We start from the raw sequence: 20,815 nt of genomic DNA on the forward strand, positions 1-20,815 counted from the left end.
CTCAGTGCTTGGTCAGCTTGTCCAGGTAGCCCATGCAGAATGCCGAGATCACGAAGGTCATGTGAATGATCACGTACCACATCAGGTAATCGGTGGAGATGTTCTGCGCATCCATGAACACCCGCAGCAGGTGAATCGACGAAATTGCCACGATCGATGCGGCAACCTTCATCTTCAGCGACGAAGAGTCCATCTTGCCCAGCCAGTTGAGCTTTTCCTTGCTCTCGTCGATATCCAGTTGCGAAACGAAGTTCTCGTAGCCGGAAATCATCACCATGACCAGCAAGCCGCCCACCAGCGACATGTCGATCAGCGACAGGATCACCAGGATCAGGTCGGCTTCGCTCAGGGCAAAGACGTTGGGCAGGACGTGGACCACTTCCTGGAAGAATTTCAGCGCCAGGGCCAACAGGCCGAGGGACAGGCCGAAGTAGATCGGGGCGAGCAGCCAGCGCGAGGCATACATCGCGTTTTCGAGAATACGTTCCATGAAGTTTGAGGACTCGTCAGGTGACTTGAAAAACGACGGCGAGTATAGCCAGCCACCTGTTACAGCAAAAGCCCGGTGATGGGGGCCGCTTTGCCGCCCATTCGCAGCACAAGGCTGCTCCTACAAGGGAACGCGATCTCCTGTAGGAGCAGCCTTGTGCTGCGAATGGGCTGCAAAGCAGCCCCCAGCATCAATCAGGTCTCCGGATGAAACTGGTAGTCCCCAAGATTCCGGCACCGCTCGCCGTTAATACGCCGCAGCTGCGCCTGCAAATGCAAACACCAGATCTGCGGGTCTTCGGCCACTTGGTACCCATGCAAGGTCAGGCTGTCGACAATGGCATTTAGCACCGATTCGGCCACCAGCGGCCCATGAAATGGCCCCTGTGCCTTGATCGCGGAAGGTTGTTCACCGGCCATGCCGGCGGCGAACAGCAACGTCCACATGCCATTGTCCCCGGCCAGTGGGCGAATGCTGCATTCAATGCGGGTCACCAGGCCCAGGCACTGGCGTGTGAGGCTGAGGTTGCGCATGGCCGCGTCCCCTCCAAAGAGCCTTGTTCAGCCTGAACCTCAGGCTGTTTCCATCCTGAACCTGATACTGTCCTTAAGTTCCAGCATAGAAGAACAGTACAGAAAGATGGAAAACTGGCGCTGAACGGTAGCACATCGCCGCCAGCGCCAGTTTATTGACTCAGGCCGGCTTGGCCTGGGCAATCACCTCTTCCAGGCGTTCCTTTTCTGCCTTCTCGATGTCTTCTTCGCTGATCATTTCGGCAATTTCACGCAGGCGTTCCACCACCCGGGCATTGACGCTGCCCTCGGTGAACAGCCCCTTGTCGTCGAGCACACCAGCCTCCTCGCCCACCAGCAGGCTCAGTGCCTCATCCGCCTGGCTGACCGCGTAGACGTGGAACATGCCGTTCTCCACCGCTTGCAGCACACGTTCGTCAAGCATCAGGGTGGCGACGTTGGCACGCGGAATGATCACCCCCTGCTCGCCGGTCAGGCCTCGGGCTTCGCACAAGCGGAAGAAGCCCTCGATCTTCTCGTTGACCCCACCCACTGCCTGCACTTCACCAAACTGGTTGATGGAGCCGGTGATGGCGAAGCACTGCTTGAGCGGCGTGCGCGACAAGGCCGAGATCAGCGTGCAGGCTTCGCCCAGCGAGGCGCTGTCACCGTCCACGTAGCCGTAGGACTGCTCCAGGGCGATGCTCGCGGAAATCGCCAGCGGGAACTCCTGGGCATAACGGCTGCCCAGGTAACCGGTGAGGATCATCACCCCTTTGGAGTGGATCGGCTGGCCAAGATTGACCTCACGCTCGATGTCGACGATGCCGCTGCCGCCCGGGTACACCGTGGCCGAAATACGCGCCGGCATACCGAACGCCGAATCGCCCACCTCCAGCACGGTGAGGCCGTTGCACTTGCCGATGGCCGCGCCTTCGGTGTCGATCAGGATGATGCCGGCGAGCATGTCGTCCAGCACCCGCTGCGACACGCGGCCAGTGCGGGTAGCCTTGGCCTTGAGCGCACGCTCGATGTGGCCGGCATCGGTCATTTCGTCACTGGCCAGCTGGCGAATGAAGTCCGCCTCGCTCACCAACTGGAACAGGTCGCCGATGCGCGCCGACAGGCGCGACTGGTTCTCGGCCAGGCGAGCGCTGTAGGTGGCCAGGCGCGCCACGGCGTCGCTGGTCAGCGGTGCCATGCCCTCTTCGTTGGTACGGGTGCGCAGCAGCTGGGCGAACTGTTCCAGGTTCTCGTCCACCATCGGCATGTCTTCGTCGAAGTCCACCAACACGCGGAACATCTCCTGGAAGTCCGAGTCGTGGTCCTGCAGCGCGTAGTACAGCTGGCGCGAGCCGATGATCACCAGCTTGACGTTGAGCGGAATCATCTGCGGCTGCAGACTGACCGTGGCGACACGGCCCAGCTCGCCGATCGGCGACTCCATCTTCAGCTTGCGTGACTGCAACGCCCGCTTGAGCGCATCCCACACGAACGGCTCGCCCAGCATCTTCTCGGCCTCGAGAATCAGGAAGCCGCCGTTGGCACGGTGCAGCGCGCCTGGGCGTAGCTGGCGGTAGGAGGTGTACAGCGCGCCTTGGTCGGTGCTGTATTCGATACGACCGAACAAGTTGTCGTAGGTCGGATGCGGCTCGAACACCACCGGCGCACCACCGGCGGCGTGATGGCCCACCACCAGGCTCGGCGCGTACTGCTCTTCGAGCAGTTTGCGGGCCACGGCGTCGGTCTTGCTGTCATCGACCAGTTGTTCGACGACGGTACGCAACAGGTTCAATTGCACCGATTGCAGATAGGCACAAACCGCCGCGTTCTCGGCGTACTTTTCCGACAACGGCGCCAGCAATGGCTGCAGCGCCAGCGTGATGGTTTCTTCGTTGAGCTGGCGCAGCTGGTTGTTCGACTCGCGCTTCCATTGCGGCAAGCTGGCCAGCTCTTCGTTAAGGCGCTCCTCGAGCAGCGCGATGTCCTCGTGGAACTGTTCGCGCACCTCTTCCGGCAGTTGGGCAAACTCGGCTTCATCCAGCGCCTTGCCTTCGGCCATCGGCGTGAAGGCGACATTGCTGGCGTCGCGGTACAAGGCCACGTCCTTTTCCAGCGAGGCGCGCTCGATCACATCCAGGGCGCGGTCATAGCGCTGGTTGAAGGCGCGGTCGATGGCGCCCTTCTTCTGCTGGTAGGACGGGTGTTCGAACACGGCCGGGAAGGTGGCCAGCAGGTTGTCGATCAACCCGCCCATGTCGCTGATGAACGCCGCGGCGCTGCCGGACGGCAGCTCCAGTGCGCGGGGTTCGCGGGTGTCGTCGAAGTGGTTGACGTAGACCCAATCGGCCGGGGTCTGCTGGCGCTTGCCCTCGGCCTTGAGGTAGCGCTTGACGAACGAAAAGCGCCCGGTGCCGGGCTCGCCCATCACGTAAACGTTGTAACCGGGGCGCGGCATGGCCACGCCGAACTGCAGGGCCTCGACAGCACGTTCCTGGCCCAGGACTCCGCGAAACGGCTCCAGATCGTCGGTATTGGTAAAGGCAAACTGCTCGGGGGAGAAACGCCGGGTCAGGGCTTCAGGCGCGAGACGCAGGCGCGCAGCGACAGGATCGGGCATTGGGTTTCCTTACTTCGGCGGGGCAGATACGCAGCATTCTGGCGCTGCCCGCGCGCGCGTTGCAAGGCTCCACAGGACTTTATGTCGCAGCCAGTGCCGGTCATATAGCAGCAAATTTTTCGCAATCAACAACGCAACCTTTAGATCGTGCCTAAACTCCAAGCTGCGCGGGTGGGTGAAATGCTTTCCCGACCTGGCAACCGAGTTGCCAGAAACCCTGACCCTTGGTTAAGACAAAGAGAACAAATGCTATGAAACGGATTCTTCTGGGTACTCTGTTCACCGTAGTCTCGCTGAACGCCATGGCCGAAGCGCCAGGCGGCCCGAACTGCGGCTGGGGCAACATGCTGTTCGAAGGCCAGCGCGGCACGCCGGCACACTTCCTGGCTTCTACCACCAACGGCACTTCCGGTAACGCCACCTTCGGCATGACCTCCGGCACCAACGGCTGCTCGACCAAGGCTTCGCTGACCTACGGCGGCAAGTCCTGGTTTGCCATGAACGGCATGATGAACGAGCTGTCCGAAGACATGGCCATGGGCCAGGGCGAAGCACTGACCACCTATGCCGTCGTCCTCGGCGTGGCGCCGGAAGACCGCAGCTACTTCAACTCGGTTACCCACCAGCACTTCAACCAGATCTTCAGCAGCGCCGACGTCACTGCCGAAACGGTCCACAGCAATACCCTGGCCGTTCTGAAAAGCGACCCACGCCTGGCCAAATACGCTACCGAGGCCTAAGCACCGCTGTTCCCGCCCCACCCCGGGGCGGGTTTCGCCTTTTTCGGCATCGTCAAGAAGTAGTTGCCCGATATGCTCAAACGCCTCGCTTCCCTGGCGCTGCTTGCCTGCGCCCCTGTTCATGCAGCGCCCGTGCTGGATCAAGGCCGTCTCCAGCAACTGGCCAACACCCCTTACTGGCTCGCCATTGGTCATTACGAAACCGCCAAGCTCGGCGGCTGGCGCAGCTATGTGGACGATGATGCGTTCTTCCTCGCCAAGGACGGTGCCCACCATCCAGACCAGGAGCTGCAAGCCACGGTCGATGCGCTGTATGCCCCGGCCAGCCTCGGCGACAAGCACGCCCAATGCGTATTCCCGGCGCGTACCCGCTGGCTGCGCGAACAACTCGACCTGCAAGGCTTGCCGCAACCGGACTGCCAGGAATTCAAGACCTGGTACCAGTCGATCGACCCGCACATTGCCGCGCTGATCTTCCCAGCCGCCTACCTGAACAGCCCGTCCTCGATGTTCGGCCACACCCTGCTGCGCATCGACCAGTCCAACACCCGCAGCGACGACACCACGCTGCTGAGCTACGCGATCAACTTCGGTGCCTACATCGAAGGCAGCGACAACAGCATCCTGTACGCCTGGAAAGGCCTGATGGGTGGCTACCCAGGGCTGTTCGCGCTGATGCCCTACCAGGAAAAACTGTCCGAATACCGCAGCCTGGAGAACCGCGACCTGTGGGAATACCAGCTGGACCTGACCCCCGAAGAAACTGGCCGTATGGTCGAGCATGTGTGGGAGCTGAAGCAGATCCAGTTCGACTACTTCTTCTTCGATGAAAACTGCTCATATCGCCTACTGGAGCTGCTGCAAGTGGCCCGGCCAAGCCTGGACCTGACGTCGCAGTTTCCATTGACCGCCATTCCCACCGACACAGTGAAGGCCGTGAAGCAGTCCGGCCTTGTCGCCAGCGAGACTTACCGCCCCTCGCGTGAGCGTGAATTGCTGGCGCGGGCCGAACCGCTCGACCACGACGAAAAGCGCCAGGTGCTGGCCGTAAGCGCCGACACCGCGCAGTTGCAAAGCCCCGAATTCAAAGCCCTGCCCCGCGAACGCCAGGCGCTGGTGCAAGATGCCGCGTATCGCCTGGAGCGCTATCGGGCCAATGGCCAGGAACGCGACCCCGGGCAGGCCAAACGCAGCTTCGAGCTGCTGCGGGCAATCAACGGCAACCCACCGCCGCCCCTGCAGATCGAGCGCCCCGGCCTGCCCGAAGATGGCCATGATTCGCGCACCTGGCAGTTGGGCGTGGGCACCCGTGAAGACCGCGCCTACGCCGAATACGGCCTGCGCATGGCCTACCACGACCTGAACGACAACGCCTATGGCTTCCCGCTGGGGGCGCAGATCGAAATCCTGCAACTCAAGGTGCGCCAGTACGAAGGCAACGACTGGCAGGTACAGCGCCTGGACCTGGCCACCATTCGCTCGCTGACGCCACGTAACGAGCTGCTCAAGCCCTGGTCATGGCAAGTGGCTGGCGGGCTGGAGCGGGTGCCGGGCAAGCATGACGACGAGGTGCTGGTGAGCCATGTGAATGGCGGCGCCGGCGGCACCTGGCAGTTGGCCGACGGGTTGCTGGGCTTTGCCCTGGGCACGGTGCGGGTCGAGCATCACAACGACTTCGCCCAGTTCATCGCCCCCGCGGCGGGGTTCAACGGTGGCCTGCTGTGGCGCAATGGCTTGGGTAATATGACGCTCGAGGCCAAAGTCGACTACTTCACCAATGGCGAAGTGCGGCGTAGCGTGAGCCTGAACCAGCAATGGGAGATCAGCCAGAACCTTGGGGTGCGGTTGAGCGCTTCGCGCCAATTCAGCCACTTGGCTACCGCGCAGAATGAGGTAATGCTCGAATTGAAGTGGTACCACTACTGAGTGACTCAATCGAGTCTTTGACACGGTTTTGACACCTCCCCGACAAATCGCCACCTAGACTTTCCACTGTCAACTGGAGGGTCTGGTGGTTATGTCGCGGTACTGGTTCGGTGTGTGCATTGCGTTGTTGCTGTCAGGTTGCCAAAGCACCCACGAGCAGATGGTCAGCCGTGGTTATCCCCCTGCCTATGCCGATGGTTTCCAGGACGGTTGCAGCAGCGGCCGCCAGGCGGCCGGCCTGATGGTAGGCGACTTTCGCAAGAACGTGCCGCGCTACCTGCATGAGCGCCAGTACGAAACAGGCTGGGACGACGGCTTTCGCCAGTGCCATGCGATGCAGAACAGTGAAGAGCAGCGCCAGTATCACGAGCGTTTCTGGGACGAGCGCGAGCGTGAATGGCAACAGGAAAAGGATCGCGGTGCCGCAAAAGCCTATCGCCACAACTAAGTAAGTCGTAAACGGACATCCCTTGAAACCGGCGGCCTGCCATGCTGGTCTTCAGCACAAGGAGGCCCAGCATGAGCCGAGCATTCGTCAACGAAGACCAGGCCGCCGCCCAGGCCGACCAACCGGTCGAGCGCCTCGTCAGTGAACAACCCAACTACGTTACCGCCAACGGCCTGCGCCTTTTGCAAGCGCGCGTGGCCGAACTGAATGCCCTGCGCAGCGAATTGCAGGCACAGGGTGAACGTGGCGACAAACAGCGGCTTGCCGATACCGAGCGCGACCTGCGCTATTTCAGCGCGCGGGTGCAGAGTGCCCAGGTGGTGCCGGCGGCGACTTCCCGCAGCAAGGTGCAGATTGGTAGCCGGGTGCGGTTCGTGGATGCGCAGGAACAGGAGCAGGTGGTGCAACTGGTGGGCGAGGATGAAGCGGATGCCGGGCGCGGGCTGATTAACTGGGGTTCGCCGCTGGGGCGGGCGTTGCTGGGCGCAAGGCCTGGGGATGAGGTGGTTTGGCGGCGGCCGGTGGGGGACCAGGTGATCGAAATTATCGAGATTGGTTGAGGGCCTTGGGGCTGCTTTGCAGCCCATTCACGGCACAAGGCCGCTCCTACGGAAGTACGCATATACCTGTAGGAGCGGCCTTGTGCCGCGAATGGGCCGCAAAGCGGCCCCGGCGTTTTCGAATCAGACCACGCCTTGCGCCAGCATCGCGTCGGCCACTTTCACGAAGCCTGCGATGTTCGCGCCTTTGACATAGTTGATACGGCCATCGGCCTCTTCACCGTAGTGCACGCACGCATGGTGAATCGACTGCATGATGTTGTGCAGCTTGCTGTCCACTTCACCGGCAGTCCACAGCAGGCGCATGGCGTTCTGCGACATTTCCAGGCCCGACACGGCCACACCGCCGGCGTTGGAGGCCTTGCCCGGGGCGTACAAGATGCCGGCGTCCAGGAAGATATCCACAGCCTCCAGGGTGGTCGGCATGTTGGCACCTTCGGCCACGCAGATGCAGCCGTTACGCAGCAGCGTGCGGGCGTCTTCGGCACCCAGTTCGTTCTGCGTGGCGCACGGCAGGGCGATGTCGCACGGCAGGCTCCATGGAGTCTGGCCCTTGCGGAACTCCAGGCCAAACTGCCCGGCCAGCTCGCTGATGCGGCCACGCTTGACGTTTTTCAGCTCCATCAAGGCGTCCCACTGGGCGTCGGTCAGGCCGGCTTCGGCGTACAAGGTGCCTTCGGAGTCAGACAGCGAGATCACCTTGCCGCCCAGGTCCATGACCTTGCGCGCGGCATACTGGGCAACGTTGCCCGAACCGGACACCGCCACGCGGCGGCCGTCGATCCGCTTGTCCTGGCGCTTGAGCATTTCTTCGGCGAAGTACACGCAGCCGTAGCCGGTGGCTTCCGGGCGAATCAGGCTGCCGCCGTAGGTCATGCCCTTGCCGGTCAGCACCGAAGTGAACTGGTTGGCCAGGCGCTTGTACTGGCCGAACATGAAGCCGATTTCGCGAGCGCCCACGCCGATGTCACCGGCCGGTACATCGCAGTCGGCGCCGATGTGGCGGTACAGCTCGCTCATGAACGCCTGGCAGAAGCGCATCACTTCGGCGTCGCTCTTGCCTTTGGGGTCGAAGTCCGAGCCGCCCTTGCCGCCGCCCATGGGTAGCGAGGTCAGGGAGTTCTTGAACACTTGCTCGAAGGCCAGGAACTTCAGCACGCTGAGGTTAACCGACGGGTGGAAACGCAAGCCGCCCTTGTACGGGCCGATGGCGCTGCTCATCTGGATGCGGTAGCCACGGTTGACCTGGACCTTGCCCTGGTCATCGACCCAGGACACGCGGAACAGCACAGCCCGCTCAGGCTCGACCATGCGCTCGAGGATGCCGGACTGCAGGTAGTGAGGGTTGGCTTCAAGGAATGGCCACAGGGTGCGCAGCACCTCTTCCACCGCCTGGTGGAATTCGGGTTGGCCAGGGTCACGCTGTTGCAGGCGTGCAAGGAAATTGTCGACAGATTCGATCATGGTAGACATCTCACCGAAGGTTTTGGACTTATTGGTTTTTTCAGGAATGTACCAAGAAGCAATCGCACCGGAATAGGGCGAGATGTCGTTTTTTTGAAATTATTTGGTGCGTTTTATATAAATGTATACAAAACCACCCTCCGCGGTGCCTGATTCGCGGGCAAGCCCGCTCCCACAGAAACCCTGAGAACCTCAAGGCAGCGCTGTACCTGTGGGAGCGGGCGTGCCCGCGAATGAAGCCAACGCTACTTTTCAGCCAGGCACAAAAATGGGGCCACTGAGGGCCCCATTCCTGTGCATTGAAAACCGGCTTACTGGGCCAGCTTCTTGTGCCGTACACGGTGCGGCTGGGCAGCGGCGTCGCCCAGTCGTTTCTTGCGGTCGGCTTCGTACTCGGTGTAGTTACCTTCGAAGAACACCACGTTCGAGTCGTCTTCGTACGCCAGGATGTGGGTCGCCACACGGTCCAGGAACCAACGGTCGTGGGAAATCACGATCGCGGCGCCCGGGAAGTCCAGCAGGGCTTCTTCCAGCGAACGCAGGGTTTCGACGTCGAGGTCGTTGGACGGTTCGTCGAGCAGCAGGACGTTACCGCCCTCCTTCAGGGTCAGGGCCAGGTGCAGGCGGCCACGCTCACCACCGGACAGGTCCTTGACGAACTTCTGCTGGTCGCCACCTTTGAAGTTGAAGCGGCCAACGTAGGTGCGCGACGGGATCTCGTAGTTGCCGATGCGGATCTGGTCGGAACCGTCGGAGATCTGCTGGAACACGGTCTTGGCGCCGTCCAGGTCCTCGCGGCTCTGGTCCACGCAGGCCAGTTGCACGGTTTCACCGATCTCGATGCTGCCCGAGTCCGGCTGCTCCTTGCCCATCAGCATGCGGAACAGGGTCGACTTACCGGCACCGTTACCACCGATCACGCCAACGATGGCGCCTTTTGGCATGGCGAACGACAGGTTGTCGATCAACACGCGGTCGCCGTAGCCCTTGGTGACGTTCTTGAACTCGATGACCTTGTCGCCCAGGCGCGGACCCGCCGGGATGTAGATCTCGTTGGTTTCGCTGCGTTTCTGGAATTCCTGCGACTGCATTTCTTCAAAGCGCTGCAGACGGGCCTTGGACTTGGACTGGCGAGCCTTGGCGCCTTTGCGCACCCACTCCAGTTCCTCTTTCATGGCCTTCTCGTGGGCGCTCTGCTGCTTGGATTCCTGCGCCAGACGCTCCGACTTGGCTTCCAGCCAGCCCGAGTAGTTGCCTTCGTACGGGATACCGGCGCCACGGTCCAGTTCCAGGATCCAGCCGGCGACGTTGTCGAGGAAGTAACGGTCGTGGGTAATGGCTACCACGGTGCCTGGGAAGTCGTGCAGGAATCGCTCCAGCCAGGCCACCGAGTCGGCGTCCAGGTGGTTGGTTGGTTCGTCGAGCAGCAGCATGTCGGGGGCCGACAGCAGCAGACGGCACAGGGCCACACGGCGCTTCTCGCCGCCAGACAGGTGTTCGATACGCGCGTCCCAGGCCGGCAGGCGCAGGGCGTCGGCGGCGACGTCCAGCTGGCGCTCCAGGTTGTGGCCATCGGCGGCTTGCAGGATGGCTTCCAGCTTGGCCTGCTCGGCGGCCAGCTTGTCGAAGTCGGCATCCGGCTCGGCGTAGGCGGCGTAGACTTCGTCCAGGCGAGCCTGGGCGTCCTTGATCACGCTGACCGCTTCCTCGACCACTTCACGCACGGTCTTGGTTGGGTCCAGTTGCGGTTCCTGTGGCAGGTAACCCACGTTGATGTCGGGCATCGGACGGGCTTCGCCGTCGAATTCCTTGTCGACGCCCGCCATGATCCGCAGCAGGGTCGATTTACCGGCGCCGTTCAGGCCGAGCACGCCAATCTTGGCGCCTGGGAAGAACGACAGGGAAATGTTCTTGAGAATTTCCCGCTTCGGCGGCACGACCTTGCTCAGCCGATGCATGGTGTAGACGTATTGAGCCAAAACCAAGCCCTCTAATCAGATAGGTAAAGACATCGACGATCGCCCGGCAGCATGGCCAGGGGATGTGTGTTGGGTGTCATTGAACAAAGTCGACCATTCTACGCCAACGCACGGCGTTGCATAGGAGGGGCCGCCAGTGGGGGTGGGATCGGTGTGATCCTTGGGGGAATCTATTGCCTGTTCCGGCCTCTTCGCGGGCACGCCCGCTCCCACAGGTTCAGCACAGGGTCGAAGCAACCAGAGATCCCTGTGGGAGAGGGCGAGCCCGCGAAAGGGCCAGCACAGTGGCCGAAGAGGGCTCAGACGTGACGCTGCTTGACCTTGCCCCGCGGCAACCGGCAACGGTCGCCCTGCTCGGCCAGGCGCGCGGCCCAGGCGGATTTCACGCAGAAACCAGCGCTACGAGCAGGCTGCTGCTCGGCCACCTTGGCTGGCTTGCCGGCCGCAGGCGCAGTGCCGACGACCTTACCAGCAGGCTTGGCCGCAGCCACTGCAACGGCTGGCTCTGCTGCCACCTTGGCGGTCTTGCGCAGTTCAGCCAGCGATGGGGCCTTGCTTTTGGCGGCAGCGGCCGCCTCGGGTTTGCTCAGCGAACGCTGGCAAGACTTGCAGGATACGTCCTCGGTCACGGCAGTGCTGACAAGGGTCTGACTGCTGCGCCCACAGGCGGAATCGAGGCCATTGGAGGAAAAGTGAGTAACCAAAACCGAACATCTCCGATGCGTTGTCATGTGAAGCGGGCGCTATTCTCGCACAGGTTGCAGGGGCTTGCCGAACCACCGGGCAGGCACCACCGGTCAACACGGCTGGCACTTTGCCATAATCCTAGGCATGCTAGCCGGTTTCAGGTGTCCGGCCTTATAGTGCGCCACCGCGTCGCAACGACCAGGCACCGGCATACACCGTGCATGATCCTTCCCTGCCATCGCCAGCCCAATCGCAGGATCAACGCTTGACCAACCTTACTCATCCGTCGTCATTGCGTACCGCGCCACAAGCGCCCGCCGTTACCCTGCGCGGGTCGATCAAGGGTGCGTTGGCACTGCTGGCCCTGATACTGCTGGGCCTGCTGCTGTGGCAGCTGTTCGCCCAGTTCAACCATACACAGGCCGACCTGCGCAAACAGAGCCTGGACGCCAGCGCGGAATTGGCCGACCACCTGAGCCTGAACATGGCGTTCAAGGCACAGCAGGCCGTGAATGTGGTGCAGCCCTACGTCAATGCGCCGACGCCCGCTGCCCTGCCGAGCCTGGTAGACACCCTGCGCGAGCGCCTGCCCGCCTTGCACAGCGTGGCCTGACTGGACAGCGCCGGGCAAGTGCGCGCCGACAGCCTGGCCGGCAGCCCGGACCGCCAGTTGCTTGACGAGCTGCTCACGCTGAACCAGGGCCGCCCGTACTTCTTCACCAATTCGGCCGACAACCGCACCCTGTACCTGTTGCTGCGCCAGGCCGCCGAACAGGACCGCGGCTACTGGTTGCTGCGCCTGTCACCGGGCTACTACCACGAGCTCACCATTCACCTCGACGGTGGCGGCCACCCGCTGTGGCTACTGGAAAACAGCCGTAGCGGCGAGGTGCTGCAGCGCCATGCGCCAACCAACACCAGCAACGCGCCGCTGCAAAGCGTGATGCTGGCCTTCATCGACAACAGCACCTGGCAGTTGCGCGGCCTGTTCGACGCCGAGCTGGCCCAGCAGAAATTATTGCCGGCGCTGATCGGCAAATGCCTGCTGGTGCTGTTCTGCGCCCTGCTGCCGGTGCTGGCACTGATCAACATGCGCCGCCGCCAACGTGCCCTGCAAGAAGACCGTCGGCGTTATCAGGAAATTTTCGAAGGCACCGGCGTGGCCTTGTGCGTGCTCGACCTGTCGAGCCTGCCCGGCCAGCTCGACCGCTACCACTTGCGCAACCGCGCCGCGCTCAAGCACAGCCTGGCGCTGGACCCGAACCTGCGCCGCTCGCTGCTGCTGGAGCTGAAGATCACCGAGGTCAACCAAGTGGCCCGCCAACTGCTGAACATCGACTGCCACGAGGGTGCCTGGCAGCGCCTGATCGACGGTACCGGCGATGGCCGTGACAGCATCGGCATGCAATTGGTCGACGCGCTGATCGAACAACGCCCGCTGCTGGAGCTGGAAGTCCGCCTGCCGGCACCGCTAGGCGGCGAGCTGCACCTGTGGCTGATGGCGCGCCTGCCGCAGCAGCGCCGCGACTACCAGGCGGTGATCCTCAGCATCAGCGACATCACCAGCCGCAAACAGGTCGAGCTGTCGTTGCTGGAGCGCGAAGGCTTCTGGTCGGACGTGGTACGCACCGTGCCCGACCAGTTGTACGTGCAAGATGTGCTGAGCCAACGGATGATTTTCAGCAACCGCCACCTCGGCCAGACCCTGGGCTACGACCGTACCGAGCTGGCACAGATGGGCGACCGTTTCTGGGAGCTGCTGCTGCACCCCGAGGACGCCGCGCACTACCAGGCCCTGCGCCAGCAGCAACGCGACAGCGGTCATGACCAACCGCTGCACTGCCAGTTGCGCTTCCGCCATCGCGACGGCGGCTGGCGCTGCTACGACATCCGCGAGCAGGTGCTGACCCGCAACGCCGAAGGCCTGGTTACGCGCATCATCGGCGTGGGCAAGGATGTGACGGTGCAAATTGAGGCCAGCCAGTCGCTACGCGACAGCGAGCAGCGCTACCGCATGCTCGCCGAAAGCATCAGTGACGTGATCTTCTCCACCGACAACCTGCTCAAGCTCAACTATGTCAGCCCCTCGGTGCAGAGCGTACTGGGCTACCAGGCCGACTGGATATTCGCCAACGGCTGGCAGTCGATCATCGCCAACCCGGCCCAGCTCACCGGCATCTACAGCCTGATGGAGCGTGTCAGCAAGGCCATGGGCGACCCGCTGCAACTGGCCCAGCTACGCAGCCAGCTGCCAACCCAGCTGTTCCTGTTCGACTGCTTGCGCGCCGATGGCCGCAAGATCCCGATCGAGCTGCGCCTGGTGCTGGTGTGGGACGATGACCAACGCTTCGAAGGCGTGCTCGGGGTGGGCCGCGACATCAGCCAGCAGCGCCGTGCCGAAAAAGACCTGCGCATGGCCGCGACGGTATTCGAACACTCCACGTCGGCGATCCTCATCACCGACCCGGCCGGCTATATCGTCCAGGCCAACGAGGCGTTCAGCCGCGTCAGCGGTTACGCCGTCAGTGAAGTGCTCGACCAGTTGCCGGGCATGCTCACCGTCGACGAACAGCAGGAAGGCCATCTGCGCTATGTGGTCAAGCAGCTGCACCAGCGCGGTAGCTGGGAAGGCGAGGTGTGGCTCAAGCGCCGTGACGGTGACCACTACCCCGCCTGGGTCGGCATCACGGCGGTACTGGACGACGAAGGCGACCTGGCCAGCTACGTGTGCTTCTTTACCGACATCAGCGAGCGCAAGGCCAGCGAACAGCGCATCCACCGCCTGGCCTACTACGACGCCCTCACCCACCTGCCCAACCGCACGCTGTTCCAGGACCGTTTGTACAACGCCCTGCAGCAAGCCGAGCGGCAGAAGGCCTGGGTGGTGCTGATGTTCCTCGACCTCGACCGCTTCAAGCCGATCAACGACTCCCTCGGCCATGCCGCCGGCGACCGCATGCTCAAGGACATGGCCCTGCGCCTGCTGGCCTGCGTGGATGACGACGACACCGTGGCGCGCATGGGTGGCGATGAGTTCACCCTGCTGCTGCAACCGCGCCCCACCCGTGAAATGGCCCTTAACCGCGCCATCCACGTGGCCGAAAACATTCTCGGCAGCCTGGTGCGGCCGTTCGTGCTGGAAAACCGCGAATTCTTCGTCACCGCCAGTATCGGCATCGCCCTCAGCCCGCAGGATGGCAGCGAGCTGAGCCAGCTGATGAAAAACGCCGACACCGCCATGTACCACGCCAAGGAACGCGGCAAGAACAACTTCCAGTTCTACCAGGCCGAAATGAACGCAAGCGCCTTGGAGCGCCTGGAGCTGGAAAGCGACCTGCGCCACGCCATGGAGCAGAACGAGTTCATCCTCTACTACCAGCCGCAGTTCAGCGGCGACGGCAAGCGCCTGACCGGCGCCGAAGCGCTGCTGCGCTGGCGCCACCCAACCCGTGGCCTGGTGCCGCCGGGCGACTTCATCCCGGTGATCGAAGAACTGGGCCTGGTGGTGGACGTGGGCGACTGGGTATTGCGCGAGGCCAGCCGCCAGCTCAAAGCCTGGCACAAGGCCAAGGTGCGGGTGCCGAAGGTGTCGGTGAACATCTCGGCGCGGCAGTTCTCCGATGGCCAGCTGGGCACACGAATCGCCAACATTCTCGATGAAAGCGGCCTGCCGCCGGCCTGCCTGGAGCTGGAGCTGACCGAAAGCATCCTGATGCGCGAAGTGAACGAAGCGCTGCAGATTCTGGCCAGCCTGAAAAACCTCGGCCTGAGCATCGCGGTGGACGACTTCGGCACGGGCTACTCGTCGCTCAACTACCTCAAGCAGTTCCCCATCGACGTACTGAAGATCGACCGCACCTTCGTCGACGGCCTGCCCGAGGGCGAACAAGATGCGCAGATCGCCCGGGCGATCATCGCCATGGCCCACAGCCTCAACCTGGCGGTAATCGCCGAGGGCGTGGAAACCCACGAGCAGCTGGAGTTCCTGCGCGAGCATGGTTGCGATGAGGTGCAGGGCTACCTGTTCGGGCGGCCGATGCCGGCGCATCAGTTCGAGGCGCAGTTCTCCAACGAGACACTGTTCATGTTCCATTGACCCGCGCCAGATGTACCTGCCATGCCTCGATCACCTGTAGGAGCAGCCTTGTGCTGCGAAGAAGCCCATAACGGGGGGCAAATCTTCTTTTGCAATGCCGGCCTCTTCGCAGCACAAGGCTGCTCCTACAGGCGCCTTGAAACTGGACTTATGAGTCAACTCGGGGAGCCACGCAACCCAGGCACGGCGCGGGATGCAACATGAAGCCCATTGGTCCGCGACTTGATGCCACTTCATATGCCAGGCGCGGATCAATCGGTTAGAATGCCCACCCAAATTACCCCGATCCTTGAGGACCGCCATGTTCAGCCGTGATTTGACCATTGCCAAGTACGACGCCGAGCTCTTCGAAGCCATGCAGCAAGAAGCCCTGCGCCAGGAAGAGCATATCGAGCTGATCGCTTCGGAAAACTACACCAGCCCGGCAGTCATGGAAGCTCAGGGCTCGGTCCTGACCAACAAGTACGCCGAAGGCTACCCAGGCAAGCGCTACTACGGTGGTTGCGAGTACGTCGACGTCGTCGAGCAACTGGCCATCGACCGTGCCAAGGAGCTGTTCGGCGCCGACTACGCCAACGTCCAGCCACACGCTGGCTCCCAGGCCAACGCCGCCGTCTACCTGGCCCTGCTGTCGGCCGGTGACACCATCCTGGGCATGAGCCTGGCCCACGGTGGCCACCTGACCCACGGTGCTTCGGTAAGCTCGTCGGGCAAGCTGTACAACGCCATCCAGTACGGCATCGACGGCAACGGCCTGATCGACTACGACGAAGTCGAGCGCCTGGCTGTCGAGCACAAGCCAAAGATGATCGTTGCCGGCTTCTCGGCCTACTCGCAGGTTCTGGACTTCGCCCGCTTCCGCGCCATCGCCGACAAGGTCGGTGCCTACCTGTTCGTCGACATGGCCCACGTTGCCGGCCTGGTTGCCGCTGGCGTGTACCCGAACCCAGTGCCGTTCGCCGACGTGGTCACCACCACCACCCACAAGACCCTGCGCGGCCCGCGCGGCGGCCTGATCCTGGCCCGTGCCAACGCCGACATCGAGAAGAAGCTGAACTCCGCTGTCTTCCCAGGCGCACAAGGCGGCCCGCTGGAGCACGTCATCGCCGCCAAGGCCATCTGCTTCAAGGAAGCCCTGCAGCCTGAGTTCAAGGCTTACCAGCAGCAGGTGGTGAAAAACGCCCAGGCCATGGCCAGCGTGTTCATCGAGCGTGGTTTCGACGTGGTTTCCGGTGGCACCCAGAACCACCTGTTCCTGCTGTCGCTGATCAAGCAGGAAATCTCCGGTAAGGACGCTGACGCCGCCCTGGGCAAAGCCTTCATCACCGTGAACAAGAACTCGGTACCGAACGACCCACGTTCGCCGTTCGTCACCTCGGGCCTGCGTTTCGGCACCCCAGCCGTTACCACCCGTGGTTTCAAGGAAGCCGAGTGCAAGGAACTGGCTGGCTGGATCTGCGACATCCTGGCTGACCTGAACAACGAAGCGGTAATCGACGCCGTACGTGAGAAGGTCAAGGCCATCTGCAAGAAGCTGCCGGTTTACGGCAACTGATAGGCGCTAGCCTGAAGTGAGAAAGCCCGGCCCCGTGCCGGGCTTTTTCGTTATCGGGCTCGCCGGCCTGATACGAATCCTGTGGGAGCGGGCGTGCCCGCGAAGAAAGCAACACGGTCGATGGCACCGGCTGCGCCGGTGTTCGCGGGCACGCCCGCTCCCACAGGAGATGATTTCGAGCAGCCACCTGCCATCACGTATTACCCTGTGCCCCTTTGACACCACCAAGCACAGGCCGCACCTTGACCAGAGAGCAACTTGAAACCCGGCAGATCCCCATCTACTTCGCCGCCGTCCTCGCCGCTGCCATTTTTGGCTTGCTGGCCAGTGACAGCGCGCGTCACCTGGAAACCCTGGTAACCCCCGCCATCGCAGTGCTGATGTACGCGATGTTCCTGCAAATTCCCTTCCTCGACCTGCGCCAGGGCCTGGGTAACCGCCGCTTCATCACCGCCCTGCTACTGGCCAACTTCATCCTCGTGCCGCTGTTGGTCTGGGCCATCACCCGTGGGCTGGTGGAACACCCGGCGATCCTCGTCGGCGCCTTGCTGGTGCTGCTCACACCCTGCATCGACTATGTGGTGGTGTTCACCCACATTGGCAAAGGCGACTCGCGCCTGACCCTGGCCGCCACCCCCGTGCTGCTGCTGGTGCAACTGCTGCTGCTGCCGATCTACCTGACGTTGATGCTCGGTGACAGCAACCACGTGGCCATCTCCATCGCCCCGTTCGTGGAAGCGTTCGTGCTGCTGATCGTGTTGCCGATGGCCCTCGCGGTGCTCACCAGCGCCGGTGCCCGGCGCTCACGCGCGATATCGGCCTGGAACGATGCCTGGGCGTGGTTGCCGGTACCGGCGATGGCCTTGGTGCTGGTGGTGGTGATCGCTTCGCAAATTGCGGTGGTGTTGCGTGACTTCGACCGTTTGCTACCGGTGATTCCGGTCTACATCGGCTTCATGTTGCTGGCGCCCGTGCTTGGGTTCATCGCGGCGCGGTTGCTGCGCTTGCCCGCCACCGAGGCACGCTCGGTAACCTTCAGCGCCGCCACGCGCAACTCGCTGGTGGTGTTGCCGCTGGCGCTGGCCTTGCCCGAAGAGATGCGCGGGTTGGCGGCGGCGGCGGTGATTACCCAAACGCTGGTGGAGTTGGTGAGTGAGCTGGTTTATGTGCGGGTGGTGCCACGGCTGGTGCGTTGATTCCAACACCTATGTCACCTGATGGGCCGCAAAGCAGCCCTCAGGGCACGCCAGCTCGGTCTTGGCCTCCAGCTTGAAAGCGTTACCTCGCCACTTAGAACCTGGCCCGCAGCGCCACGTTGAAATTGCGCGGTTCACCGTAGAAGTTCCAGTAGTTGGGGTTGCCCAGGGTCTGGTAATACTTCTTGTCGAACACGTTATCCAGGTTGTACTGCACTTCGAGGTTCTTGTTGATCTCGTAGATCGCATGCAGGTTGGTCAGGTGGTAAGCGTCCTGCTGGATCTTGTAGTCCTCGCCAACTTCGGTCTGGGTCATCTTGCTCTGGGCGTAGAAGCTGCCGCCTACACGCAGTTGGTTGAGCGCACCTGGCAGGCGGTAGTCGGTGGCAACCTTGAACAGGTGACGTGGCGAGGCGCCGTTGAAGTCTTCGCCTTTCTGCTCGCCGCCGATGTACTTGGACTGGGTATAGGTGTACCCCGCCGACACATTCCAGTTCGCCAGCACCTCACCGGTCAGCTCAAGCTCGATGCCTTTGTTGCGCACCTTGTCGGATGCGCGGTAGCAAGACCAGTCCATTTCACAGGTCACCAGTTCCGCCCGGCCAGTCTGGTCGGCCTGGAACAACGCAATGGCAGTTTGTAGGCGCTTGTCCAGGAACTCACCCTTCAAGCCAATCTCGTAGTTGCTGCCGGTCATCGGACGGAGCGTGCTGCCATCCACAGCCTGCGCACTCTGCGGCTTGAAGATTTCGGTGTAGCTGACATAGGCCGACCAGTTTTCGTTCAGGTCCTGCACCAGGCCCGCATACGGGGTGACTTCGCCACTTTTGGAGAAGTGCTTGTGGTCTGTGGGCTCACGCACGCCATTGGTGTCGTCCAGCGAATCGTGGCTGTACCAGCTCAGGCGGCTGCCGAGGATGAACGTGGTGCTGTCGGTAAGGCTGAACCGGCTGGCCACATACACGCCCTTCTGCTCCTGGGTGCGGTTGTATTGCCACTGGTTGACGTTAAGGGCGGTCGGCTTGGGTGGGTCGAACGCTGCCAGGTCGTTCATGTCGACGATGTAGCGGTAGGTTGCATCGCGCCCGCCGTGATAGTCGAAGTCGTCCTTGTTCCAGTTGCCACCGACGATCAGCTCATGCTGGCGGCCCAGCAGCTGGAACGGGCCGGTGAAATAGCCGTCGATGCTGGTTTGCGTGTCATCGAAGTGAAAGTGGCGCGGGTTGAGGGTGAACAGATCGGTGCCCCCCCCCGGATAGGTGTAGTTGCCCAGGAAGTCCGACTTGGCCCACATCTGGTTCACCGCCACCACGCCCTTCCAGCCGTTGGCGAAGGTGTGCTGGAGATCGGCGAACAGGGTGGTATTGCGCTTGTCCAGGTGGTTCCAGTCGCCGGTCAGCGAGGTAGAGCGGGAAATCGGGTAGAACGCGCCGCTCTCCTTGCTGGGCAGGCCCGACCAGTCATAACCGGCGTTGCGGTCCTTCTGATAGGTAAACCCGACGGTGGCCAGGGTCGACTCATCCAGATCGGCCTCGATAATGCCGTAGAAAAGCTGGTTTTCCTTCTGGGCAGTGTCCAGGTAGCTGTTGGCATTGTTGTACGTAATGACCGAGCGGCCGCGCAGGGTGCCTGCTTCGTTCAGCGGCGCGGACAGGTCGACCATGGTCTTGTAGTCGTCCCACGAGCCAACCGATGTTTCGAGCAACGCCTGGCGCCCGGTCGTGGGTCGCTTGCGGACCAGGTTGATCGAAGCCGACGGGTTACCCGCGCCTTCCATCAGGCCGGTGGCACCGCGCACCACTTCCACGCGGTCGTAGATATCGGTGTTGGGCTTGGAGATAGTGTCCATCGAATAGGGGTTGCCGATGTTGGTCGGCACACCGTCAATCTGCAGGTTATCCACCGTTTGCCCGCGGGCCTGGTACAGCGAGCGCTCGCTGCCGTTCTTGATGATGGTGACGCCGGTGGCATTACGCATGACGTCGTCGAGGTTTTTCATGTTCTGGTCATCCATGCGCTGACGGGTGACCACGGTGACCGACTGTGGCGTTTCGCGCAGGCTCATCGGCAGCTTGGTGGCGGTGGACGAACGCCCCGTAGCATAGGCCCCGGTGCCTTCCGTCAAGTCGCCCAGGCCCTGACCGGAGATGGTGGTACTGCCCAGCGTCACGGCGCCCGCCGCGTCCTCGGCCTGACGCACCAGCTGGAACTCCCGCTCGCCCGTGCGCACCGCCTCCACCCCACTGCCGGCCAGCATCTGCGCCAGCGCCTGCTCCACACTGCTGGCGTGTACCACCTGGCTCTGCTTGTTGGCGGTGAGCGTGGCATCACCGCCAATCAACAACCCGGCTTGGCTGGCCAGCAGATTCAGTTGCCGCGCCAACGGCCCGGCCGGGATGTCGAACAGCACAGCCTGCGCCACGGTGCCGTTGCTGTCGGCCTGGGCGGCGCCAACATGGCCACCAAGGGCAAGGAGAATGGCCAGGGCCAGCGGATGACGGCGCGCAGAAGCAGAGTCGCGAAGCAACATGAAGGGGTCCTT

Annotated in this window: 13 protein-coding genes and 1 pseudogene; 7 read left to right on the top strand and 7 right to left on the bottom strand. The window is 62.6% G+C overall.

Annotated features, from left to right (window positions below; genetic code table 11):
* Nucleotide 1 precedes the first annotated feature (1 nt).
* The 3 genes from ACNFBR_RS20430 to ACNFBR_RS20440 form a co-directional block, all read right to left on the bottom strand.
* Nucleotides 2-490 (bottom strand): TIGR00645 family protein, encoded by a 489-nt coding sequence (locus ACNFBR_RS20430; RefSeq protein ID WP_012270428.1) that lies wholly within the window; start codon nt 488-490, stop codon nt 2-4.
* Between the two features lie 194 nt (nt 491-684).
* On the bottom strand, nt 685-1,023 hold the full coding sequence (locus tag ACNFBR_RS20435; protein WP_003247487.1) for a hypothetical protein: 339 nt from the start codon (nt 1,021-1,023) through the stop codon (nt 685-687).
* Nucleotides 1,024-1,183: 160 nt separating this feature from the next.
* Nucleotides 1,184-3,622 (bottom strand): Lon protease family protein, encoded by a 2,439-nt coding sequence (locus ACNFBR_RS20440; protein WP_416736524.1) that lies wholly within the window; start codon nt 3,620-3,622, stop codon nt 1,184-1,186.
* A 251-nt stretch (nt 3,623-3,873) separates the two neighbouring features.
* On the opposite strand from ACNFBR_RS20440, the gene ACNFBR_RS20445 reads away from it, so the two are divergent.
* From ACNFBR_RS20445 to ACNFBR_RS20460, 4 genes are all read left to right on the top strand, one after another.
* The gene (locus ACNFBR_RS20445) at nt 3,874-4,362 is read left to right on the top strand and encodes a DUF3015 domain-containing protein (protein ID WP_003247492.1); all 489 of its coding nucleotides are present in this window, start codon (nt 3,874-3,876) and stop codon (nt 4,360-4,362) included.
* 72 nt (nt 4,363-4,434) lie between these two features.
* The gene (locus tag ACNFBR_RS20450) at nt 4,435-6,288 is read left to right on the top strand and encodes a DUF4105 domain-containing protein (RefSeq protein WP_416736525.1); all 1,854 of its coding nucleotides are present in this window, start codon (nt 4,435-4,437) and stop codon (nt 6,286-6,288) included.
* A 91-nt stretch (nt 6,289-6,379) separates the two neighbouring features.
* Nucleotides 6,380-6,736, top strand: coding sequence for a hypothetical protein (locus ACNFBR_RS20455; RefSeq protein ID WP_416736574.1), 357 nt, complete (start codon nt 6,380-6,382; stop codon nt 6,734-6,736).
* Nucleotides 6,737-6,807: 71 nt separating this feature from the next.
* On the top strand, nt 6,808-7,296 hold the full coding sequence (locus ACNFBR_RS20460; protein WP_416736526.1) for a GreA/GreB family elongation factor: 489 nt from the start codon (nt 6,808-6,810) through the stop codon (nt 7,294-7,296).
* A gap of 123 nt (nt 7,297-7,419) precedes the next feature.
* Here ACNFBR_RS20460 and gdhA read toward each other — a convergent pair whose 3' ends face one another.
* The 3 genes from gdhA to ACNFBR_RS20475 all read right to left on the bottom strand — a co-directional run bounded on the left by gdhA (nt 7,420) and on the right by ACNFBR_RS20475 (nt 11,443).
* Nucleotides 7,420-8,760 (bottom strand): NADP-specific glutamate dehydrogenase, encoded by a 1,341-nt coding sequence (gdhA, locus tag ACNFBR_RS20465; protein ID WP_012270422.1) that lies wholly within the window; start codon nt 8,758-8,760, stop codon nt 7,420-7,422.
* Nucleotides 8,761-9,071: 311 nt separating this feature from the next.
* A complete protein-coding gene (gene ettA, locus ACNFBR_RS20470; protein ID WP_003247499.1) occupies nt 9,072-10,739 on the bottom strand; it encodes an energy-dependent translational throttle protein EttA in 1,668 nt (555 codons plus the stop codon).
* A 299-nt stretch (nt 10,740-11,038) separates the two neighbouring features.
* A complete protein-coding gene (locus ACNFBR_RS20475; protein ID WP_416736527.1) occupies nt 11,039-11,443 on the bottom strand; it encodes a hypothetical protein in 405 nt (134 codons plus the stop codon).
* A gap of 248 nt (nt 11,444-11,691) precedes the next feature.
* On the opposite strand from ACNFBR_RS20475, the pseudogene ACNFBR_RS20480 reads away from it, so the two are divergent.
* The 3 genes and pseudogenes from ACNFBR_RS20480 to ACNFBR_RS20490 all read left to right on the top strand — a co-directional run bounded on the left by ACNFBR_RS20480 (nt 11,692) and on the right by ACNFBR_RS20490 (nt 18,273).
* Nucleotides 11,692-15,522: pseudogene (locus ACNFBR_RS20480) on the top strand (EAL and GGDEF domain-containing protein).
* A gap of 301 nt (nt 15,523-15,823) precedes the next feature.
* Nucleotides 15,824-17,077, top strand: a complete 1,254-nt coding sequence (gene glyA, locus ACNFBR_RS20485; RefSeq protein WP_003247505.1) for a serine hydroxymethyltransferase — start codon at nt 15,824-15,826, stop codon at nt 17,075-17,077.
* 242 nt (nt 17,078-17,319) lie between these two features.
* Nucleotides 17,320-18,273: an arsenic resistance protein gene (locus ACNFBR_RS20490; RefSeq protein WP_416736528.1), complete on the top strand. Its 954-nt coding sequence runs from the start codon at nt 17,320-17,322 to the stop codon at nt 18,271-18,273.
* A gap of 94 nt (nt 18,274-18,367) precedes the next feature.
* Here ACNFBR_RS20490 and ACNFBR_RS20495 read toward each other — a convergent pair whose 3' ends face one another.
* A complete protein-coding gene (locus tag ACNFBR_RS20495; protein WP_416736529.1) occupies nt 18,368-20,803 on the bottom strand; it encodes a TonB-dependent siderophore receptor in 2,436 nt (811 codons plus the stop codon).
* Nucleotides 20,804-20,815: the final 12 nt, after the last annotated feature.

This window comes from Pseudomonas sp. NY11955 (assembly GCF_048068035.1).
Taxonomy (GTDB): domain Bacteria; phylum Pseudomonadota; class Gammaproteobacteria; order Pseudomonadales; family Pseudomonadaceae; genus Aquipseudomonas.

Coding starts and splice junctions, on each gene's coding strand:
- ACNFBR_RS20495 (WP_416736529.1), bottom strand. CDS start 20,803: ATGTTGCTTCGCGACTCTGCTTCTGCGCGCCGTCATCCGCTGGCCCTG.
- ACNFBR_RS20455 (WP_416736574.1), top strand. CDS start 6,380: ATGTCGCGGTACTGGTTCGGTGTGTGCATTGCGTTGTTGCTGTCAGGT.
- ACNFBR_RS20445 (WP_003247492.1), top strand. CDS start 3,874: ATGAAACGGATTCTTCTGGGTACTCTGTTCACCGTAGTCTCGCTGAAC.
- gdhA (WP_012270422.1), bottom strand. CDS start 8,760: ATGATCGAATCTGTCGACAATTTCCTTGCACGCCTGCAACAGCGTGAC.
- ACNFBR_RS20435 (WP_003247487.1), bottom strand. CDS start 1,023: ATGCGCAACCTCAGCCTCACACGCCAGTGCCTGGGCCTGGTGACCCGC.
- glyA (WP_003247505.1), top strand. CDS start 15,824: ATGTTCAGCCGTGATTTGACCATTGCCAAGTACGACGCCGAGCTCTTC.
- ACNFBR_RS20460 (WP_416736526.1), top strand. CDS start 6,808: ATGAGCCGAGCATTCGTCAACGAAGACCAGGCCGCCGCCCAGGCCGAC.
- ACNFBR_RS20440 (WP_416736524.1), bottom strand. CDS start 3,622: ATGCCCGATCCTGTCGCTGCGCGCCTGCGTCTCGCGCCTGAAGCCCTG.
- ACNFBR_RS20450 (WP_416736525.1), top strand. CDS start 4,435: ATGCTCAAACGCCTCGCTTCCCTGGCGCTGCTTGCCTGCGCCCCTGTT.
- ACNFBR_RS20430 (WP_012270428.1), bottom strand. CDS start 490: ATGGAACGTATTCTCGAAAACGCGATGTATGCCTCGCGCTGGCTGCTC.